The sequence below is a fragment of the Desulfosoma profundi genome (assembly GCF_055387865.1).
Map to the genome: position 1 here is coordinate 1822823 of NZ_AP042420.1, position 17177 is coordinate 1839999.

The window sequence follows — 17177 nt, forward strand, 5'->3', positions numbered from 1 at the left end:
AATAACAGCTCGCTGACAGTCGGACACATGAAGGGATCGCTTATGTCTTCGCCACGAGAGAACCGAAACGAATTTGTGGCCAAGAGTCCCTCCGCGGAACCCCAGCCTGGAACCGCACCCCACCACATTGTGGGAATCGGGGCGTCCGCGGGAGGTTTGGAAGCCTTAGAGAAGTTTTTTCAAAACATGCCCTCGGATACCGGAATGGCCTTCGTCGTCGTGCAGCATTTATCTCCGGATTACAAAAGCATGATGGTTGAGCTCCTTTCCAAGCACACCCCCATGAAAGTGCTTCGTGCCGAAGACGGCATGCCCGTCGTATCCAATCACATCTATCTCATCCCCCCCAAAAAACTCATGACCATTTCGCATGGGCGCTTGATCCTCACGGAAAAAGAAGATGGTTCTGTGATTCATCTTCCCATCGACATTTTTCTTCGATCCTTGGCCGCCGACCAAGGCGATGCCGCGGTGGCGATCATCCTTTCCGGCACCGGCAGCGACGGGATGCGGGGAGTCCGGGCCGTGAAGGAAGCGGGCGGCATGGTGATGGTTCAGGATGAAATGTCCGCCAAGTTTAACGGTATGCCGAGGGCGGCCATTTCCACGGGCGTGGCCGACTACATTTTGCCGCCGCAAGAGATGCCTGCGGAGCTGGTCAAATTCACATCACGAAAACCCGGGGTCCCGACAGAACGACTGCCATTGAACGGGCCAAGCACGGAGCCTCTGGCGGACATCCTGCTTTTGTTGAAAAACCAAACCGGCGTGGATTTCACCTACTACAAACCCAACACAGTCATTCGGCGCTTGGAACGGCGCATGCACGTCAACCAGATCGAGACGCTGCAAGACTATTTCCAATACCTCATCAAATCTCCCCGGGAAGTGAATCTTCTCTATAAAGAAATGCTTATCGGGGTCACCAATTTCTTTCGCGACCCGGAAGCATTTCAATTTCTCAAGGCAAAGGTCATTCCCGAAATCGTGGAACGGCGCGGGCCTCAGGATCCTATACGCGTGTGGTGCGCCGGGTGTTCTACCGGCGAAGAGGCTTACTCATTGGCCATGCTGTTTTTAGAATACCATGCCGAGGCGGGCCGGCCGTGGGACATGAAAATCTTTGCCACAGACATTGATCGCGAAGCCTTGGAGTATGCCGGAAACGGTATTTACCCCGAAAGTATTGCGGCAGACGTGTCTCCTGAAAGATTGGCCCGTTTCTTCACCAAATCAGGAGGCAATTATCGGGTGAGTCGGCAGATGCGCGAAATGGTCATCTTCGCCCCGCACAATGTCTGCAAAGATCCGCCCTTTACTCGAATCGATCTCATCAGCTGCCGAAACCTGCTCATCTATCTTCAGCCGTCCATGCAAAAGAAGGTTCTGGCCTATTTCACGTTCTCACTCAAACCCCGTGGGTTCCTCTTTCTCGGAGCCAGCGAATCGGTGGGCGATCAAGCCCATTACTTCACCACGTATAATCAGAAATGGAAAATCTTTCGAACCCGCGCCGAACATCGTCCCGTCCTGGGCGAGACCCTCAGAATGACGGAGCCCATGCCACGAAAAGCCGCCGGCCTCTTTGAACCCTCAAAGATTCATAGAGTCGTCGAGAGCGGGGAGCTCATTGAACGCATTTGTACAACCCTCATGGAACGCTTTGCCACCACGTGCCTGGTGGTGGATGAAAACTTTCATCTTTTGTACCTTCTAGGGGACCCCTCGCTTTTTATCCGCCTATCCCCAGGCCAGGTGAGTTTGGATGTGCTGCAACTCATGCCTAAAGATCTGTCCATGGCGGCAAGCACGGCGCTTTACCGCGTGAAAAAAGAAGGTAAAGAGGTGACGTACAAGGGCGTCACCGTGAGGGACCTGCCGGCCGGCCCTCGGCGTGTGCATTTGCGCATCGTACCTGAGCGAGTGCGCCGTCAGGGCAACGTCCTATATCTCGTGTTTTTGGAGGAAGAAACACCCAACAACCAGGAGACTATCGACGCCACCCTCGTTGATCCTAAAGATCAGGCGGAGCAGCGCATCGTCGACCTGGAACAGGAACTGCGCTACACGCGGGAAAACCTCCAAGCCACTATCGAAGAACTGGAAACGTCCAACGAAGAGCTTCAGGCGACCAATGAGGAGCTCTTGGCGTCCAACGAGGAGCTTCAGAGCACCAATCAAGAACTTCAATCGGTCAACGAAGAACTTTATACGGTCAACGCGGAATATCAGAACAAAATCGCGGAACTCACCCAGCTCAATAATGACCTTACCAACCTCCTGCGCTGTACGGACATCGGCACCCTCTTTCTCGACCGGGAAATGAAAATCCGTCGTTTTACGCCGGCGGCCACACGTTTCATTCATCTCATGGAACAGGATCTTGGCCGGCCCTTGCAACACCTGGCCCACAGTTTGGATTATCCCAATATGATCGATGATGTCTTGTTTGTCGTGGATACGGGCGAGACGGTGGTCCGCGAAGTCTTGTACCGGAAGGAAATCCCCGTTCTTGTGAAAATCTTTCCCTACCTGGATGAGCATGGCAATTGCCAAGGGGCCGTGGTCACTTTTGTCGACGTCTCCGATGTGAAAGCCATTCAAAAGGATTTGGCGAAGATCGAAAAGGAAAAAGATCTCATTTTAGAGAGTGTCTCTGATGTGATTTTGTATCTCGGCAAAGAATTGAAGGTCTTATGGGCGAATCGAGCCTCTCGCGACGTCTTTGGATTGGATGCGTCTGCACTGGTGGGACTGAGCCGTGAAGAACTCTGGGATTCCCAGGGCATTCACATCGATCGGGAGATGCTGCTCGATGTCTTTAAGGGGGCTGAGCCCAAGAGTGTCGAGATTGCCGCGCGTGATGGGGCCCGGTGGCTTTTGCGATGGGTTCCCATTAAGAATCCTAGCGGAGCAGTGCGGGCTTTAGTGGAGTTGGCGACTCTAATCCAAGAGGGAACGAAACGATGACGCAGTCACCCAAAGACGACAGGTGGATGGAAACGCTGAGGAAGAAGGCGGAGAGCGTGTTCGCCAAAAGCGATTCCATTCGTGCCGATGCGGAAACTTTAGATCTGAAGGGCTTGCTTCACGAACTCAGCGTCTATCATGTAGAATTGGAGATGCAAAACAGAGAGCTCCGCGAGACCCAGGAACTTCTGGAGCTCTCTCAAAGAAAATACTACGAACTTTTCCATCTTGCGCCCGTAGGCTATGTGACACTCACGGCGGACGCACGCATAAGTGAAGCCAATCTCGCCACCTGTAATCTTTTGGAAGCCGACCGAGAAAGCATTCAAAATAAACCATTCATCGTTCATGTCGCCCCTGCCGCACACAAGACCTTTTTTGATCATCTGAGCCAGGTTCGCCAAAACCGCGGGCGGGGATCTGTGACCGTCCCTGTGCGCCTTCGGTCCGGCCGCGAGCTCATTGTTCATTTGGAAACGGTCGCGATTTTTGAAAAAGACAGCTCATTTCGACATTTTCTCGTCACCATGACCAACATTACCGACATGGTTCGGGCGCATGAACAGATGGCGCAGATGACCGAGGAATTGAAGGCTTCGGAACGACGGCTGAAGATTCGTAACGATGTGGCCGGCATCTTTTTGACCTGTTCAGAAGAGGAAACCTTGCGAGCCCTGCTTCGACTCGTGGTTCAAGAACTCAATTGCCGCCTGGCCGTCATCGCCGTGAACGATGACGGCGGTTTTGTGGCCACATCCGTGGAACTAAACGAGTCGGGGGATGAGTCTTTCCAAGCTCCCGGTGTCAGTCTTCGCTGCGGGGACCTCTGTCGGCGCTGGTGGAAAAATGTTCGCAGGCGTTCCAAACCCATCATGGTGTTTCCTGAAGGGCGCGAAGATCGTCAAACAAGCGAGGCAAATCTTCTGATAGCCCCCATCCGTTTTCGAAAGCAGTTTTTGGGCATGCTGGCTGTGAGCGATCCGGATGCCTTTTTTTCCTCAGGAGACTTAGAAACGGTGAAAACCCTCACGGATTATCTGGCTCCTCTGTTGCACGCGCGCATGGAGAAGCACAAGCATGAGGCGGAACGCCGGCGCCTGGAAGCAGCCCAACGTCTTTTGGAAAAACAGCTCCATGAGGCTCAGAAAATGGAATCTTTAGGGAGGCTCGCGGGTGGCGTGGCCCACGATTTCAATAATAAGCTTCAAGTGATCCTGGGAAGACTGGATTTGCTTTTGGATACGATTACCCCTCGTGATCCCGCTTATGCCCATGCCATGGAAATTCAGAAAGCCGGTATACAGTCCGCGGAAATCGTTCACCAGCTTCTCACTTTCGCCCGCAAGCAGATGTTCGAACCCCGCCGCCTCAACCTTAATGAATCTATTGAAAACATATTGAAAATGCTCAGACGGCTCATCGGAGAAGATGTCGAGATCCTTTGGAAACCAGGATCTGACCTCTGGCCGGTTTGTATGGACCCCGCCCAAGTGGACCAAATGGTGACCAATCTCTGCATCAATGCGCGGGACGCCATTCAAGGAGTCGGGCACATTGTCGTCGAGACCGCTAATGTGTCCCTTTCGTCCGACGTGTCCAATTCGCCTGAGGGTTTAGTCCCTGGGGATTATGTAACTCTCACGGTAACTGATACGGGCTGCGGCATGGACACAGAGACGTTGAACAAGATTTTCGACCCTTTCTTCACCACCAAGGAAGTGGGGAAAGGCACAGGATTAGGATTGTCCATTGTGTACAGCATTGTAAAGGAGAACAAGGGCCACATTATTGTCCATAGCGAAAAGGGGCAGGGCAGCTCCTTTAAGATTTTTCTCCCTCGGTGTTTGCCGGAACGGGAATCCAAACCAGATAAAAGATCCGCTGGCCTTCCCAGAGGCAAAGGAGAGACGGTCATGGTGGTTGAGGACGACCCGGCAAATCTGGCCATAACCGGGGCCATGTTGGAACGGTTGGGCTATAAGGTGCTCGGCGCATCCCATCCGGCCGAAGCTTTAAAACTGGCGGCCACTTTCAAGGAACCGATTCAGCTTCTTCTCACCGATTTAGTCATGCCCTACATGGACGGAAAAACCTTGGCCGATAAGATACGAAGACTGCAACCCGGGACCAAGATCCTTTTCATGTCTGGTTACGTCAGCGAAAACCTTGCCAACTATGACTTTGGCTCTCCCCAGGAGGTCCTTCTCAAGAAGCCTTTCTCGAGGGAGGAATTGGCCCTGAAGGTCAGCCGCATGTTGGGAAGGTCCTTATCCTCCCGTTAGGCCGCCCCGTGCTGAGGACCGAGTCAGGGAGCGGTCTCCAACGTGGACGGACTTTGCGTTGCCGGCAAGGATTCAACGCCCGGCCGGAGAACATCCCCCAGGTAAAATTCGGTCGTGGACTGCGCCAAGGAGGATACTCCAGGCAAAGGACACCCGTCCGGGCCGAAAATGTGCTTGGAGCATTCGCCTCGATGGGCATAAACTCTGAAAAAGTCCTGACCGCACTTGGAGTCATCCGCACCTTGGAGCGCTGTTCGTCGATTCCATGAATCATTTTGGATAAGTGGGCTCCAAAAAACAGCCGGCAGAGGCCCCTGGAATGACAGGGAAAATACCCATGCCGGCGACCTTTCCCGCCATGGCTTCACAAGTAGATGTTCGGGGCCTTTGTCCGAGGCGGTTTTTCCAAAGTAAAGGGCCCCACATGGGTTCCTGGTTTGTGTACGCTTTCCTTACACCAGCGGCTGCGGCCACTGAGCCAGCACCTTGAGCTCTCTGTGGCGAGGCCGCACGGACTTTCGATACAATTGAGGCTTGGTATTGTACTCCGGATGATAGACCTCCACCTCGGGGTCTTCCAGCAATGGTTTCACGGCCGGATCTGAAGACAGCCCAAAGACCAGCGCCCCGGTGATGCATTTTTCCACGCACACCGGCTTTTGGCCTTCGTAGACACGGGCATAGCACCAGGAACACTTGTCGGCCTTGAGCATCTGTCCGACTTGACGGAGGTATCGGGCCCCGTATGGGCAGGCATCCACACAGGCACCGCAGCCGATGCATCGTTCCTGCGTGATGAGGACAAAGCCGTCTTCGGCCCGAAAGGTCGCCCCGGTGGGGCACTCTTTGATGCACTCAGCGTTGACGCAATGGGCACAGGACACCCGCACGTGCTCCATGATGACGTCTGGAAAACGGCCGGTTTCCTTGGTTTCCACCCGTAGGCGAAAGCTTTGCTTTTCATCTAAGCCATAATAACGGCGGCACTCCACACTGCAGGCGGCGCAGCCGATACACAGATCCGCATTGTAGATCATGACGTAACGATCTCGAGCGACCTCTTTCATATCATTAACCCTCCTCGCCCAAGTGCGCCAGGCTCAAGGCCAAAACCCTGTAAATCGGCATGCGGGCGTGCCGCTCCATGGCCTCGACGCACCGGGGCACCCAAAAATCAAAATGGTGCCGCCGAAAATCGTGCCAAAGATCCGTGGCGGCCGCGGCATCCGGAGAACGGTTTTTTGGGGATGAGGCCACAACGCGACAGAGCATCTCCAAAAATTCCAATTCCACGGCCAGGTGATCGGGCGGTTCCCGGAGTTCCGTTTGCCGCCATAAAACTCCCCACCGCTCATAGAACCTCATGGCCGTTTCCGCGGCCCTTCCATGAAAGCTTTCCCCGTCGAGATACCAGGACGCGTAAAGGGGCGCCGGAACCCCACCCCAACACGCCACAAACAGCCTGGTGTATTCCACCTGATGGGCCTCCAGGACCGCCTGAGGCGTTTCCATCCATCGGATCAACAATTCTTCCAAAAGGGGCTGTGTGGCGCCGACCCAATGGACCAAGGGCTCGGAATGTTCCAAAATCCATTCGATGTGGCCGGCATTTTGAGGATAACGCGCCGCCGTTTTGCTCCAGGCCAGAACCGGCGCCAGAACGGCGGCCCTCTCCATTTCCAAGGGCCTTACGCCTTGATGAGACGCACAGTCGTGTCGCAGATCCCCACCCCTCGGCCAGCTCCATGCCTTTTCCATTGCTTCATCTCCGCAAGGGATCTGTCCGGAAGAATCTCCCCCTCGTTTTGTCCCCAACCAAAACCCTCACATCGCCCTTTGGCCCAAATGCCGAACCCGTGTTCGGTCATGACCGTGTCTGGGCGAATGCCTTCGGTGATGGCTACTTTAAGCTTGATGCGCCCCACGGGGGATTCCAGCCAGACCCAGTCCTTATCCTTGACACCCAGCTTCGCGGCCACGCTGGTGTGGATGTGAACTTTGTTTTCGCATTGAAGGTCCTTGAGGATCGGGTCATTGGCGTTTTTGAGCATCCGCATCCAAGGCAGATGGTGCGTCACGATGTAATACGGATACTCGGGGCTTGGTTTGGACGCGGGCTCGACCCATTCGGGCATCGGGCTGTGGCCTGCCTTTTCCAACACGCTGCTGTAGAGTTCGATCTTGCCGCTCGGTGTCTTGAACTTTTCTGTGGGCCGGAAAGGCTCGCCACTATCGAAAACCCCACCGGCCTGACGCAGTTTTTCTTTGTCCAAACCCATAGCCGCCATCTGGGCTTCCGAAAGTTTCTTCGGATCGACCACAAAGTCGTAAAGCTTCATGGCGGCCAGAATGCCGTTGACGATTTCGCCGTAACTTCGGGTGTCCCGAAGTTTGGGTGCCCCTTCGTCCAAAAGGACCTGAGGGCGTTCGGCCTGGTAGGTGCGTACCGTGAATCCGCTACTTTCAATCCAGAGGTTTTCAGGAAGAATAATGTCCGCATACATGCCCAGTTCCGTGAGGTACATGTCCACGTTGACGATAAAATCCAATTTTTTTAGCGCCTCTTCAAAATGTTGTGGATTGGGGAAAGAGGTGGTGTTGTAACTATGAAAGAGGGCGACTCGGGGCGTGGGGTCACGGAGGATCGCGTCGGCCGCAGTGCTGAATCCCGCCTTTTTCGATTGAAAAGCCAGAGGCGTGACGTTTTCCGGATCGTCGAACCGCGGTTTATCCCGGATATCGGGATACGACAGTTGATAGACCTCTTTTAAGGAAGGCATCTTCGGCAATCGTGAAAAATAAAGCCCTCCGGGTCTGTCCATCGCTCCCACGAGGCTCTGCAAGACAACCATGGCATGGGCGGTTTGGAATGAGTTCATGAAGACGGGGCCGCCGGCGTCGCGCTTGTGATACGCCAGCGTTGCCGGCCGCGTGGAACCAAATTCCCTGGCGATCTGCGTCAAGGTCTGCGCAGGCACGTCGCAAATCTTTTGGGCCCACTGAGGCGTGTACTTGGCCACGTGAGGTTTCAGTTTGTCAAAACCCACCGTGTAGTTCTCCACAAACTCCTTGTCGTATAAACCTTCGTTGACGATCACGTGGATAATGGCAAGAATGGCCGCCGTATCCGTGCCGGGACGAATGGGAATCCACACGTCGGCCTTCTGCGCAGTCTCCGAAAGACGCGGGTCGAAAATAACGATCTTGGCGCCGTTTCGGCGCGCCTCCATGAATTCTCTCTGATGAATATTCTTGCTTTTTCCTGGTTGATCATAACCAAATCCCAAGATGTACTTCGCATGGGAAAAATCCCATCCCCAGATGCGTTCCCCACACACGGCCTTGCCTGCTATTTCTTCGTTGATATAGCAGGTATCCACATGGCACAGTTGGTTTGGTGTGCCGATGGCAAACCAAAGGTGGGAATCCCACGGCCTAGGCCTGGCAAAAATGAGAATGGCTTCAGGTCCATATCTGTCGTAGACGCGCCGAAATTGTTCGCCGACTACGGCAAAGGCTTCGTCCCAAGAGATGATTTTCCACGCTGGGTCTTGATCCCGCCCTTTGCGAGGATTCGTCCGCTGCAATGGGTAGGAGAGTCGGCAGGGATCGTGATAGAGACGCGGTGTGGAATAGCCCTTGACGCACAGCTTTCCCGCAGCGCCCAGCTTGTCCGCCGGATTACCGCGCATTTCAACGATACGGCTCTTTTTCAACTCATAGATCATGCCGCAGTTGCAATCGCAGATGTGGCAAGAGTGGTAATAAAGTTTTTGGGTCTCTTCAGAAGCCGCCTGCAGGATCTTCTTGAAAAAGACCCAATCGGACAGGGCCGCAGCAGCCATACCTCCCGTGCTCCATTGCAGGAATTGCCGGCGACTCAGTAGGCCCATACGCAATCCTCCTCCCTGTTTTTTCGGTCCGAAGCCCCCTTTGGGATGTGAGCACGAACCATGTTTCACAACGTCCGGCAGTGCCCTCCAGCCATGAGGAAAAGTTGCTAATCATCCAAGGGTGTTCGAAAATCGATCAATCATGCCGCCCAGCGCTGGAGCGTTCTTCTCGAGGGGGGCCCGCGTGGACCGGCGCGTGGAAATACACCTGTGGCATCGGGGCACGGGCCGCCTTTTGGGCACCAGCACTGAACCCGACCTTCTCGAACGAGTCCCTGGACTCGCCTGTGCCACCGGCAGGAGCTTTGCACCGATCTAGGGAAGGGAAACGATGAAGGGAGGCAACACCGAATAAGAGAAAGATCTGGAGGATTCGATGGTCCGCCACGAGTCCTGCCCGCGTGGCAAATCACCCACATTCTCGAGAATAAAGAGCGGGGAAATCTCTGTCCAATTGGATTTTCAACTAATGTTATAAAATAAGCTTATGATGTCGGAGGGCTTTGATGCCTTCTCAGCATCGGAGGCGAAGACTCCAGCAGAAAACGGACGAATTCCCTTTGCGGACCGTCCAAAAACTCCTGCTTCCTGTAAACCACAAAAAACTCCTGGACGGGGTGGCCCTCGTGAAGCTCAATAGTGCTCAGGCGGCCCAAGGTCAGTTCCTTTTCAATGACCGCCTCAGGCAAAATGGACCAACCCAATCGCCTGGACACCATTTCTTTAATGGCCTCGTTGCTTTCCGAAGTGGCCACAAGGACAAATTGGTCCAAACGGAGGTTGTGGCTATGAAGGAACCCGACAAACGCCCGGTGCGTCCCTGAACCTTCTTCCCGAAGGATCAGAGGTTCCCGAACCAAATGCCGGATGGACAGACGTCGCGACGATGGTCGTGTCGCTTCGAAGCAGAGCAGCGGCATGTGCACGAAGGGGTGTTGGGTGAGACGAAAATCATCGGGCGGGATGCCGACAAAAGCCAGATCAAGAACCCCTTCCAGGAGGCGCTGGAATATGTCACCACAGCGCCCCACATGGCACTGAACGTTCACCTGAGGCCTTTTCTGCCGAAAAGCAATAGTGTAGGAAGGCACCACGTATTCTCCGGCAATACTGCAACAGCCCACGACAACCGTTCGGCTTCGATCCGACGTCCAAGGCCTCAGCTCTTTTTCCAGGTCTCGCAACAGCTCGGAGATTTTTTGGGAGTATCGCCAAAGCACCTGACCGGCTTGGGTCAGTGTGATGGCCCCGGTTCTCGTGCGGACCATCAGAGGGCACCCCATTTGTTTCTCCAGATTTAGCACCTGAAGGCTGACGGCCGGCTGGGTCAAGCCCAAACTTTTTGCCGCTTTTGTAAAGCTCTTCCGGCGGACCACTTCGGAGAAAACCTTGATGCTATATAAATTCCATTCCATGAGCGGCGCCTCCCGGGCGATGCCTGGACTGGACAAGGGGAAAAGAAGGATCTGTTGATTCAGGTCATCGTTGCTGCCTATCAAAATCACGTTTCGGTGGGCAAGAAAAAATTAGAGGTTTAGATGCGGGTTCACCGTGTCGGATGGAACGGATAAGGCGCACAATGGCGAAATGGTTAATCCGGGAGCAATAAACCCCTGAATAGCGATCTTATGTGTCTAAGTCCGTCTAGTCCTCCCATCATCGCAAGTATGCCTACCAGCAAGCCTTCATGAAGATCGTTCGGAATATTCCAATATTTTATGTCGGATAAAGCCTGGGCGGCCTTTTTCCACGAGGATATAGCGGATAGACCACGCCGGGAATTGCAAGGGCTCGGCGAAGAAAACGGGTGCAAAAACTACCTCACCGAATTGGGGGCCGAGCGGGATGCGCTGGCGCATGAGGTCGCCGATTTAAAGGAATTTCTTGCGGAATCGTAACAAATCAGGAAGGGGCTCTCGACCGAGGTCGAGAATTTCAAAGGGTTTCCGTCCGCGTGCGAGCGGGAGCGCCAAGGGCTGTATGAGGAGATGGCGCGTTATCAAGGTTTGAGCATACGCCTGAACTCTCTCGACGGCAGTTTGTGGAGAAGTGGGGTCAACCGATCGCTCTTTTGCGCTGCGTTGTTCGATGGCTTCTTTTGCGAAATTCATGATTGACCAAGTTTCACAAATGGTAAAAATTATAAAAAAATTCAACGCCGAAGTTTGGACGCAGCCTCTGAGGACGAGGTGTGAACGCCACACGTCCATCGTCACCTGAGCGGTTACAGACACGGAAGATCATCATCTGCGACCCAAGGTCTGCCTTGAAAGTGCCGCACCAAGTCTTACGCGGCCGAGTCTTGGAACCATTGCAAGGTCGGAGGTATGGAGATGGTCGGCAGGTACAAGCTTGATGTTCGGGTGATTTTCCTCCTTGCTGCTCTGTGTGCTCAGGTTTCACCAGCCTTGAGCAGCGACACAGGCCGTGCACCAAGCGAAAAGATCGGACCGATCCTTCAGCACTTGCTGAAAGAGCGGGCAGTGGAAGGTGAGAGAAGTGGAAGGCAGCCATTGCTTGATCCTGAGGGTGAATCTCAGCTCCACAAGGTCATTGTCGTTCTTGATGCCCCGGCGGACATGTCTGCAGATCCCCAGCTGCTCCATGAGCTGGATGCTCTGGTTCGAAGCTTAGGAGGCCGCATGGGGGCCTCAGCCTGGAACAACGTTCAGGTTTGGATCCCCTGGGATCAAATCGAAGAATTGGCCCGATGGGAAAAGGTCAGGCTGATTCGGGAACCTATTCGTCCACAGCCGCAGTGGGTGCAGACGGAAGCGTTGGACTCGCTTTTTGCCAGGCCGATGCAGCAACTCGGGATGACTGGGAGGTGGATCCGCATCGGCGTGATCGATGTGGGCTTCAAAGGATACCAGTCGTTGATCGGAAAGGAGTTGCCTGCTTCGACCGTTGTGAAGGTTTTCGGTGATCCATGGATTGTCGAATCCAACCCACACGGCACAGCCTGTGCTGAAATCGTCCATGACGTGGCTCCTGAGGCACAGCTTTACTTGGCTGCTATCGGGGACATGGACGTGGATTTTCATCGCGCCGTGGATTGGCTCCGATCTCAAGGAGTTCACGTCATCAGCTCCTCCATCGTGATGAACCTAAAATTGTACTGCGCTCTCATCTACTACGCGCTCTATGCTGATGTTCAGACCATATGGATCATAAATTACCTGGCGGAACTCGAGAAACAATGGAAACAAACGGTGACCTCAGTCGTCCAAAGCGGCGTGGTCTGGTGTCAGGGGGCGGGAAATGATGCGCAGAAGAAGTGGGAGGGGGTATTTCACGACCCAGACGGTGATCGTCGCCACAACTTTTCGAATCATGAAAACTATAACGAAATCCTCATCGGACAATACGTTCCCAACGTGCCGGTCTTTTTGGTTTTGGCCTGGGACTCGGAGCAAGGCACGACAAAAAATGATTATGATCTCTACATTATCGATCAATACGGTCAGTTGGTGACAGGGTCGGTGATAGACCAGAATAAACTGACCATAGGGATCGAATCGTGCGCATTCTACCCTCAACCTGGGCGAAGATATTTTGTCCAGATAAAAAACTACAATGCCCAGCCCACCAGATTGGGCCTTCTCCTCGGTTATGAGAGTTTTCCTTTCTTCAAGTACTATGATGCTTCGAAAACGGTGCTCTTGAATCCCCCTGCGGATCATCCCTTAGCCATTACGGTGGGAGCGGTGCCTTTCAATGCCGCTCACGTGATAGAGCCTTTCAGCAACCAGGGACCCTTGCCCGATGGGACGATCAAGCCGGATGTTGTCGGTCCTGATTGGGTTTCTACGGCAGCTTACGGCCCCCGGAGCTTTCCAGGGACTTCCGCCGCCGCACCTCATGTGGCCGGTGTTGCGGCATTGATCAAGCAGGCCCATCCCGATTGGGGTCCCGAAAGCATTAAGCGCTTTTTGCAGTCGCGCGCCATAGACCTGGGGCCGCCGGGCCCAGACAACGCTTTCGGCGCGGGACTCGTACAAGCCTTGATGTTGGAAGCCGTGACCGTGCCGCTCGTCGGCGATTGGGACGGCGACAAAACGGAGGAACTGGGATGGTTCAAGAATCAGACCTTCCATTTCGATGTGAATGCCGACGGATGGTGGGAATGGACCGTTCCCATGGGGGGACCGTTCGACTGGCCCGTGGTGGGCGATTGGGACGGGAGCGGTCGTGACAAGGTCGGCGTCTATCGTCTCTACGAAAATCTTTTTCTTCTGGACACCGACGGAAATGGCACGGTGGACAGGCGGATCTACTTGGGGGCGCTGGGTGACCGTCCCGTTGTGGGAGACTGGGACGGCGACGGTATCGATGATGTGGGGATTTACCGGCCTTATGAATCCCGCTTTTATTTGGATTTCAATGAAGACGGCTACGCCGATAGGCTGGTAAAGCTGGGAGAGCCGGGGGATGTTCCGCTTTCCGGCGATTGGGACGGCGACGGTCTGGTGGATTTTGGGATCTACAGGCCGACTGTGCAGGCCTTTTATTTGGATACCGATGAAAACGGGACCGCTGATCGCCGAATCCGGTTCGGGGTGATGCCTTGGGTATCGGCTTTCGTGGGAGACTGGGACGGAGACCAATTAACGGAAATCGGTATTTTCGATCCTTTCACCGAAACGTTTTTCCTTGATCTTCAATGCGACAGCGTGCCCGACCGCTTTGCCACCATTCAATGATGAAACGGGGCAATTCACAGGGATCTCGACTGGTAGGACCGGGAGGATGCCTGGTGGGGCGATCTAACCAAGGAGGGCGGTTTGGCTCGAACAATGAGATACGGGTTCCGAGGATGGCTGGTGTTGGGAGCGGCCGTTCTGGTGCTGGCGGCAGGTAACCCGGCGGCCGCCATGGAAATCGCTTTTACGGGGCCGACGGCCCCTGTGCCGCTAGGTGCGGGGCAGACCAACGCCGGGTTCGAGATCAGACTTCGGGTTCTGAATCTGGAAGGGCTGCAGCATCCGCGGTCGGGGCTTCAGGATTTCGTCATTTATTTCAATCAATTCGACATAACCAGCTACTTCTTGTCTGAGGTGGAGGTCTCCAGCCCGGATGAAGCGGCGTTTACCGAAGTTTCTGCCGTCCGTCGCATTCCGGCTGGTCTGCTCGGAGAAGGTGTGTACTGGCTCAGCGCTGCCGTGAGAAGCTTCGAGGGGGATATCGCGGCGGCCTCTATTCCCTTGAAGGTGGGAAATCCGACCATCCTCTCCCCAAAAGCCGGTGATGCGGTGGGTCTTCGGGAGCTGGTCGACAATCCCCACAACCGTCTCATCCGTGTGCCGGCCGGGACTTATCGCGTGACCGATTCCACCGTGTTGCGATTGAAAGACGGTCAGATGCTCATCGGAGAGGGTTCCGGCCGTGTGACCATCGACGGCTCCGGTGTTTCCACGCCCGGACTTTCGCCGATTCTCGTGCAGGGGAAAAATGTTTCGGTGGGTGGGCTTGCCGTCTGGGGGAACCCATCCGGAAGCGGAGTTTCCGCCGATGGCGAAGTCGCCGCGTTTCTGTGCGATGTGGTCTCCAGTGGACATGCCGGTGGGGGAATCGTCGCTTACAACGGCGCTCGCGTGGACGTGGTGAAAGGACATTTTACGGAGAATGCCTATGACGGTGTCACGGCGGGCCGCGGGGGGACGGCGACGGTGGTCATGGTTTTTTCGGAAAGCAATAGCCTGGACGGTCTCGGCGCGGATCAATCGGGAGTCTTGATGGTGGATTTTTCGCTGACGCGAGGCAATTCAGGGGTCGGATACGGGTTGTTTTCCGGCTCACGGGGGTGGCTGAAACGAACGCTTTCCCGATGGAACGGCAAGGCCGGGGTTTTCTGCGGTGAAGGTGCGACCTTGGAAGCCCTCCTTCAGAACCGTATTGTTGAAAACGCTCAAGATGGGATCGGGTTGCTCGGGCCTGGCACCCGAGGCGTTCTGGGCGAAGCCAACGCGGTGGAACGGAACCGTTCCGGTCTGACCTTGGCCGGCGGCGCGGTGTGGGCTTCGTTCAAATGGAATTGGATGGAGGGGAACGGGACCGCCAACGTTTCGGTTCTCGGTGGAAGCGTGCTGGAGAGCATGAGTGGAAATACACTTCTCGGATCTGAGGTCGGCATCGGGATCTCGGGCGAAGGCTCCCGCCTCCTCTCGTATTCCGATAGCGTGGAAGCGGCGACCCGGCTGGGCGTTCTTGTGACTGAAGGGGCATGGGCACGCCTGGAGGGAACCACCTGCCGCCGGAACACCGAGGGAGGTGTGTCGGTCACGAGGCATGCCGCGGCTGAATTGCACGGAGTGAGCCTCACCGATAACACCGGTTTCGGACTCGGTGTGAATGACAAAGGCAGCGCCGCCGTTGTCACCGAGTCGGTCATTCAGGGCAACAGGAACTACGGGGTGATCGTTTTCGAGAGCGCTGGAGCTTCACTCACCCTCGATGCGGCCACCCAGATCACCGGAAACCGGCCCGCGGACATAGGAAGATTTTGATCGCGCGGCCACCCTCGCGCTCATGTGCCCCGAACCCATTCGGCGGAGCAAGCAGGGCATCGGCATCCGCTTTGTGAAAGCGGCCGGGAGCTGGAAAAGTCCCACGATCCGTGTCCGTGGGTCCCCAGCAAGGACATTCGTGCAGATCGTGACCCCGAGGCGATACCGCTTTGATCGCCTCAGTTTGGAGATCACCTGAAACGATGCGACCCGGTCGTTTTCCATCGGAAAGACCGGGATCGACATTGACTCGGCGCCCGCATCGGTGAACGCTTCTTCAACGATCACGGCACCGGCGTCGCGATCGGCGAAGCCACCGTCTCGGCTATGAAGTACAGATCTAGCAGGGAGTGACCTGAGGAGACATCCCGCTTGCGAAGGACCGCGTAGGGACCCTTCGAAGCCGGAAACGCCACCCCACCATCGAAGGCGACGTGATCATCTATTCCGGAGCGACCATCCTCGGAGGAGACACCGTGATCGGCCCGAAGTCGCTGATGGGCGGGAACGTCTGGATCACCGAATTGGTCCCGTCTGACACCAAGGTGTACCTGAAACGCCCCGAACCGGTGGTGCGCGGGCAGACCCATTCCTGAAGCCCGGAAATCGGCGGCATCCTTCCTCCGCCGCCCATTCTCCTGAAGACCGTTGCCGCTTGACACACCCCCCTGAAGCTGTGTCCTGCGAAAAAGCGCTAAAGGGACGACAACCCTCGACACTTTCAGTGGATGATCGGCTGCTGGGCAGGCGCTGGGTGACCAGAGCATGGATGCTGCCGATGTCCTGGATTTCCCTGGCGAGGTGCTGTTGGCAAGGAAACAAGCCCAATGAACGAAACAATCGTCTCCTTCACCATGGGACCGGGAAGGGGGATGAACCCCGTCGGCGGCTCGTTGAACAACTGTTCAGCCGTAAGAGGTTCACTTCGCCTATGGGCATCGACAATTTCCGGGACTCCTGTCATGGCTTGAAAACTAAGCCTTGAAGCCTTTCGTTCCCTTTCCGCAGTTCGAAAACTGTGTGCCTCTGGGAGATCTTGTGCCGCTTGACATGCCGGACTGAACTCGTAAAGTCTGAAGAGTGTCTCCAGGTGGTATTTCACGACATCAAACCGGGACGTCAACCCCACGTCATGAAGGCGACGCAGGAGCGATACGTTCGACGGTTCGGGCGGGGCGCTGATGCCCGGAGTCGAGTCGGCCCAGCTGCACAGGGTGCCTTGTGTGTGTGCTCATATCTTTATTGGGCCCATGGAGGCGCAGAGCGACACCCCGAGTTTGCCTCCCGATTCCCATCGGGACATCGGTTGCCGCCTTTCTTGGTAGCTTGCCCGACAATAAACAAAAGCGATCCGGATTTCTTGGTGGAGGAGCCTTGGCCGCCGTTGTGGTGTGCTTTTGGGATGACGACCCACGAGAGCTTCAGCGGACGATCTACGGCGCCCCGTTTTGTAAACGGCTGAAGAGCCAAGAACAGCGGGTTCATAAAGAGCCTGTAAGTTGGCTGTCCTGAGCACCGGCATAGTG

10 protein-coding genes are annotated in these 17177 nt (G+C 55.4%); 6 read left to right on the forward strand and 4 right to left on the reverse strand.

Features of this window, described 5'->3' with window-relative positions:
* Positions 1-42: 42 nt before the first annotated feature.
* Both ACZ5K9_RS07810 and ACZ5K9_RS07815 read left to right on the forward strand, forming a co-directional pair.
* Positions 43-2970 (forward strand): chemotaxis protein CheB, encoded by a 2928-nt coding sequence (locus ACZ5K9_RS07810; RefSeq protein WP_464273853.1) that lies wholly within the window; start codon positions 43-45, stop codon positions 2968-2970.
* Positions 2967-5252 (forward strand): ATP-binding protein, encoded by a 2286-nt coding sequence (locus ACZ5K9_RS07815; protein ID WP_464273854.1) that lies wholly within the window; start codon positions 2967-2969, stop codon positions 5250-5252. The genes ACZ5K9_RS07810 and ACZ5K9_RS07815 overlap by 4 nt, the downstream gene beginning before the upstream one ends.
* A 452-nt stretch (positions 5253-5704) precedes the next feature.
* On the opposite strand, the gene ACZ5K9_RS07820 is transcribed toward ACZ5K9_RS07815, so the two are convergent.
* From ACZ5K9_RS07820 to ACZ5K9_RS07835, 4 genes are all read right to left on the reverse strand, one after another.
* Positions 5705-6319, reverse strand: a complete 615-nt coding sequence (locus tag ACZ5K9_RS07820; RefSeq protein ID WP_464273855.1) for a 4Fe-4S dicluster domain-containing protein — start codon at positions 6317-6319, stop codon at positions 5705-5707.
* Between the two features lie 4 nt (positions 6320-6323).
* A complete protein-coding gene (locus tag ACZ5K9_RS07825; protein ID WP_464273944.1) occupies positions 6324-6929 on the reverse strand; it encodes a TorD/DmsD family molecular chaperone in 606 nt (201 codons plus the stop codon).
* 11 nt (positions 6930-6940) lie between these two features.
* Positions 6941-9145, reverse strand: a complete 2205-nt coding sequence (locus ACZ5K9_RS07830) for a molybdopterin-dependent oxidoreductase (protein ID WP_464273856.1) — start codon at positions 9143-9145, stop codon at positions 6941-6943.
* Positions 9146-9630: 485 nt separating this feature from the next.
* Positions 9631-10560 (reverse strand): LysR substrate-binding domain-containing protein, encoded by a 930-nt coding sequence (locus ACZ5K9_RS07835; RefSeq protein WP_464273857.1) that lies wholly within the window; start codon positions 10558-10560, stop codon positions 9631-9633.
* A 303-nt stretch (positions 10561-10863) separates the two neighbouring features.
* Between ACZ5K9_RS07835 and ACZ5K9_RS07840 the strand changes: the two genes are divergently transcribed.
* The 4 genes from ACZ5K9_RS07840 (at position 10864) to ACZ5K9_RS07855 (ending at position 16247) form a co-directional block, all read left to right on the forward strand.
* The gene (locus tag ACZ5K9_RS07840) at positions 10864-11043 is read left to right on the forward strand and encodes a hypothetical protein (protein WP_464273858.1); all 180 of its coding nucleotides are present in this window, start codon (positions 10864-10866) and stop codon (positions 11041-11043) included.
* A 429-nt stretch (positions 11044-11472) separates the two neighbouring features.
* On the forward strand, positions 11473-13848 hold the full coding sequence (locus ACZ5K9_RS07845; protein ID WP_464273859.1) for a S8 family serine peptidase: 2376 nt from the start codon (positions 11473-11475) through the stop codon (positions 13846-13848).
* Between the two features lie 81 nt (positions 13849-13929).
* On the forward strand, positions 13930-15651 hold the full coding sequence (locus tag ACZ5K9_RS07850; protein ID WP_464273860.1) for a right-handed parallel beta-helix repeat-containing protein: 1722 nt from the start codon (positions 13930-13932) through the stop codon (positions 15649-15651).
* Positions 15652-16085: 434 nt separating this feature from the next.
* Positions 16086-16247, forward strand: coding sequence for a hypothetical protein (locus ACZ5K9_RS07855; RefSeq protein ID WP_464273861.1), 162 nt, complete (start codon positions 16086-16088; stop codon positions 16245-16247).
* Positions 16248-17177 lie beyond the last annotated feature (930 nt).

What these genes read in the sequence shown, in the direction of transcription:
- ACZ5K9_RS07810 (WP_464273853.1), top strand. Translation starts at nt 43, where the DNA reads ATGTCTTCGCCACGAGAGAACCGAAACGAATTTGTGGCCAAGAGTCCC.
- ACZ5K9_RS07815 (WP_464273854.1), top strand. Translation starts at nt 2,967, where the DNA reads ATGACGCAGTCACCCAAAGACGACAGGTGGATGGAAACGCTGAGGAAG.
- ACZ5K9_RS07820 (WP_464273855.1), bottom strand. Translation starts at nt 6,319, where the DNA reads ATGAAAGAGGTCGCTCGAGATCGTTACGTCATGATCTACAATGCGGAT.
- ACZ5K9_RS07825 (WP_464273944.1), bottom strand. Translation starts at nt 6,929, where the DNA reads ATGGAGAGGGCCGCCGTTCTGGCGCCGGTTCTGGCCTGGAGCAAAACG.
- ACZ5K9_RS07830 (WP_464273856.1), bottom strand. Translation starts at nt 9,145, where the DNA reads ATGGGCCTACTGAGTCGCCGGCAATTCCTGCAATGGAGCACGGGAGGT.
- ACZ5K9_RS07835 (WP_464273857.1), bottom strand. Translation starts at nt 10,560, where the DNA reads ATGGAATGGAATTTATATAGCATCAAGGTTTTCTCCGAAGTGGTCCGC.
- ACZ5K9_RS07840 (WP_464273858.1), top strand. Translation starts at nt 10,864, where the DNA reads ATGTCGGATAAAGCCTGGGCGGCCTTTTTCCACGAGGATATAGCGGAT.
- ACZ5K9_RS07845 (WP_464273859.1), top strand. Translation starts at nt 11,473, where the DNA reads ATGGAGATGGTCGGCAGGTACAAGCTTGATGTTCGGGTGATTTTCCTC.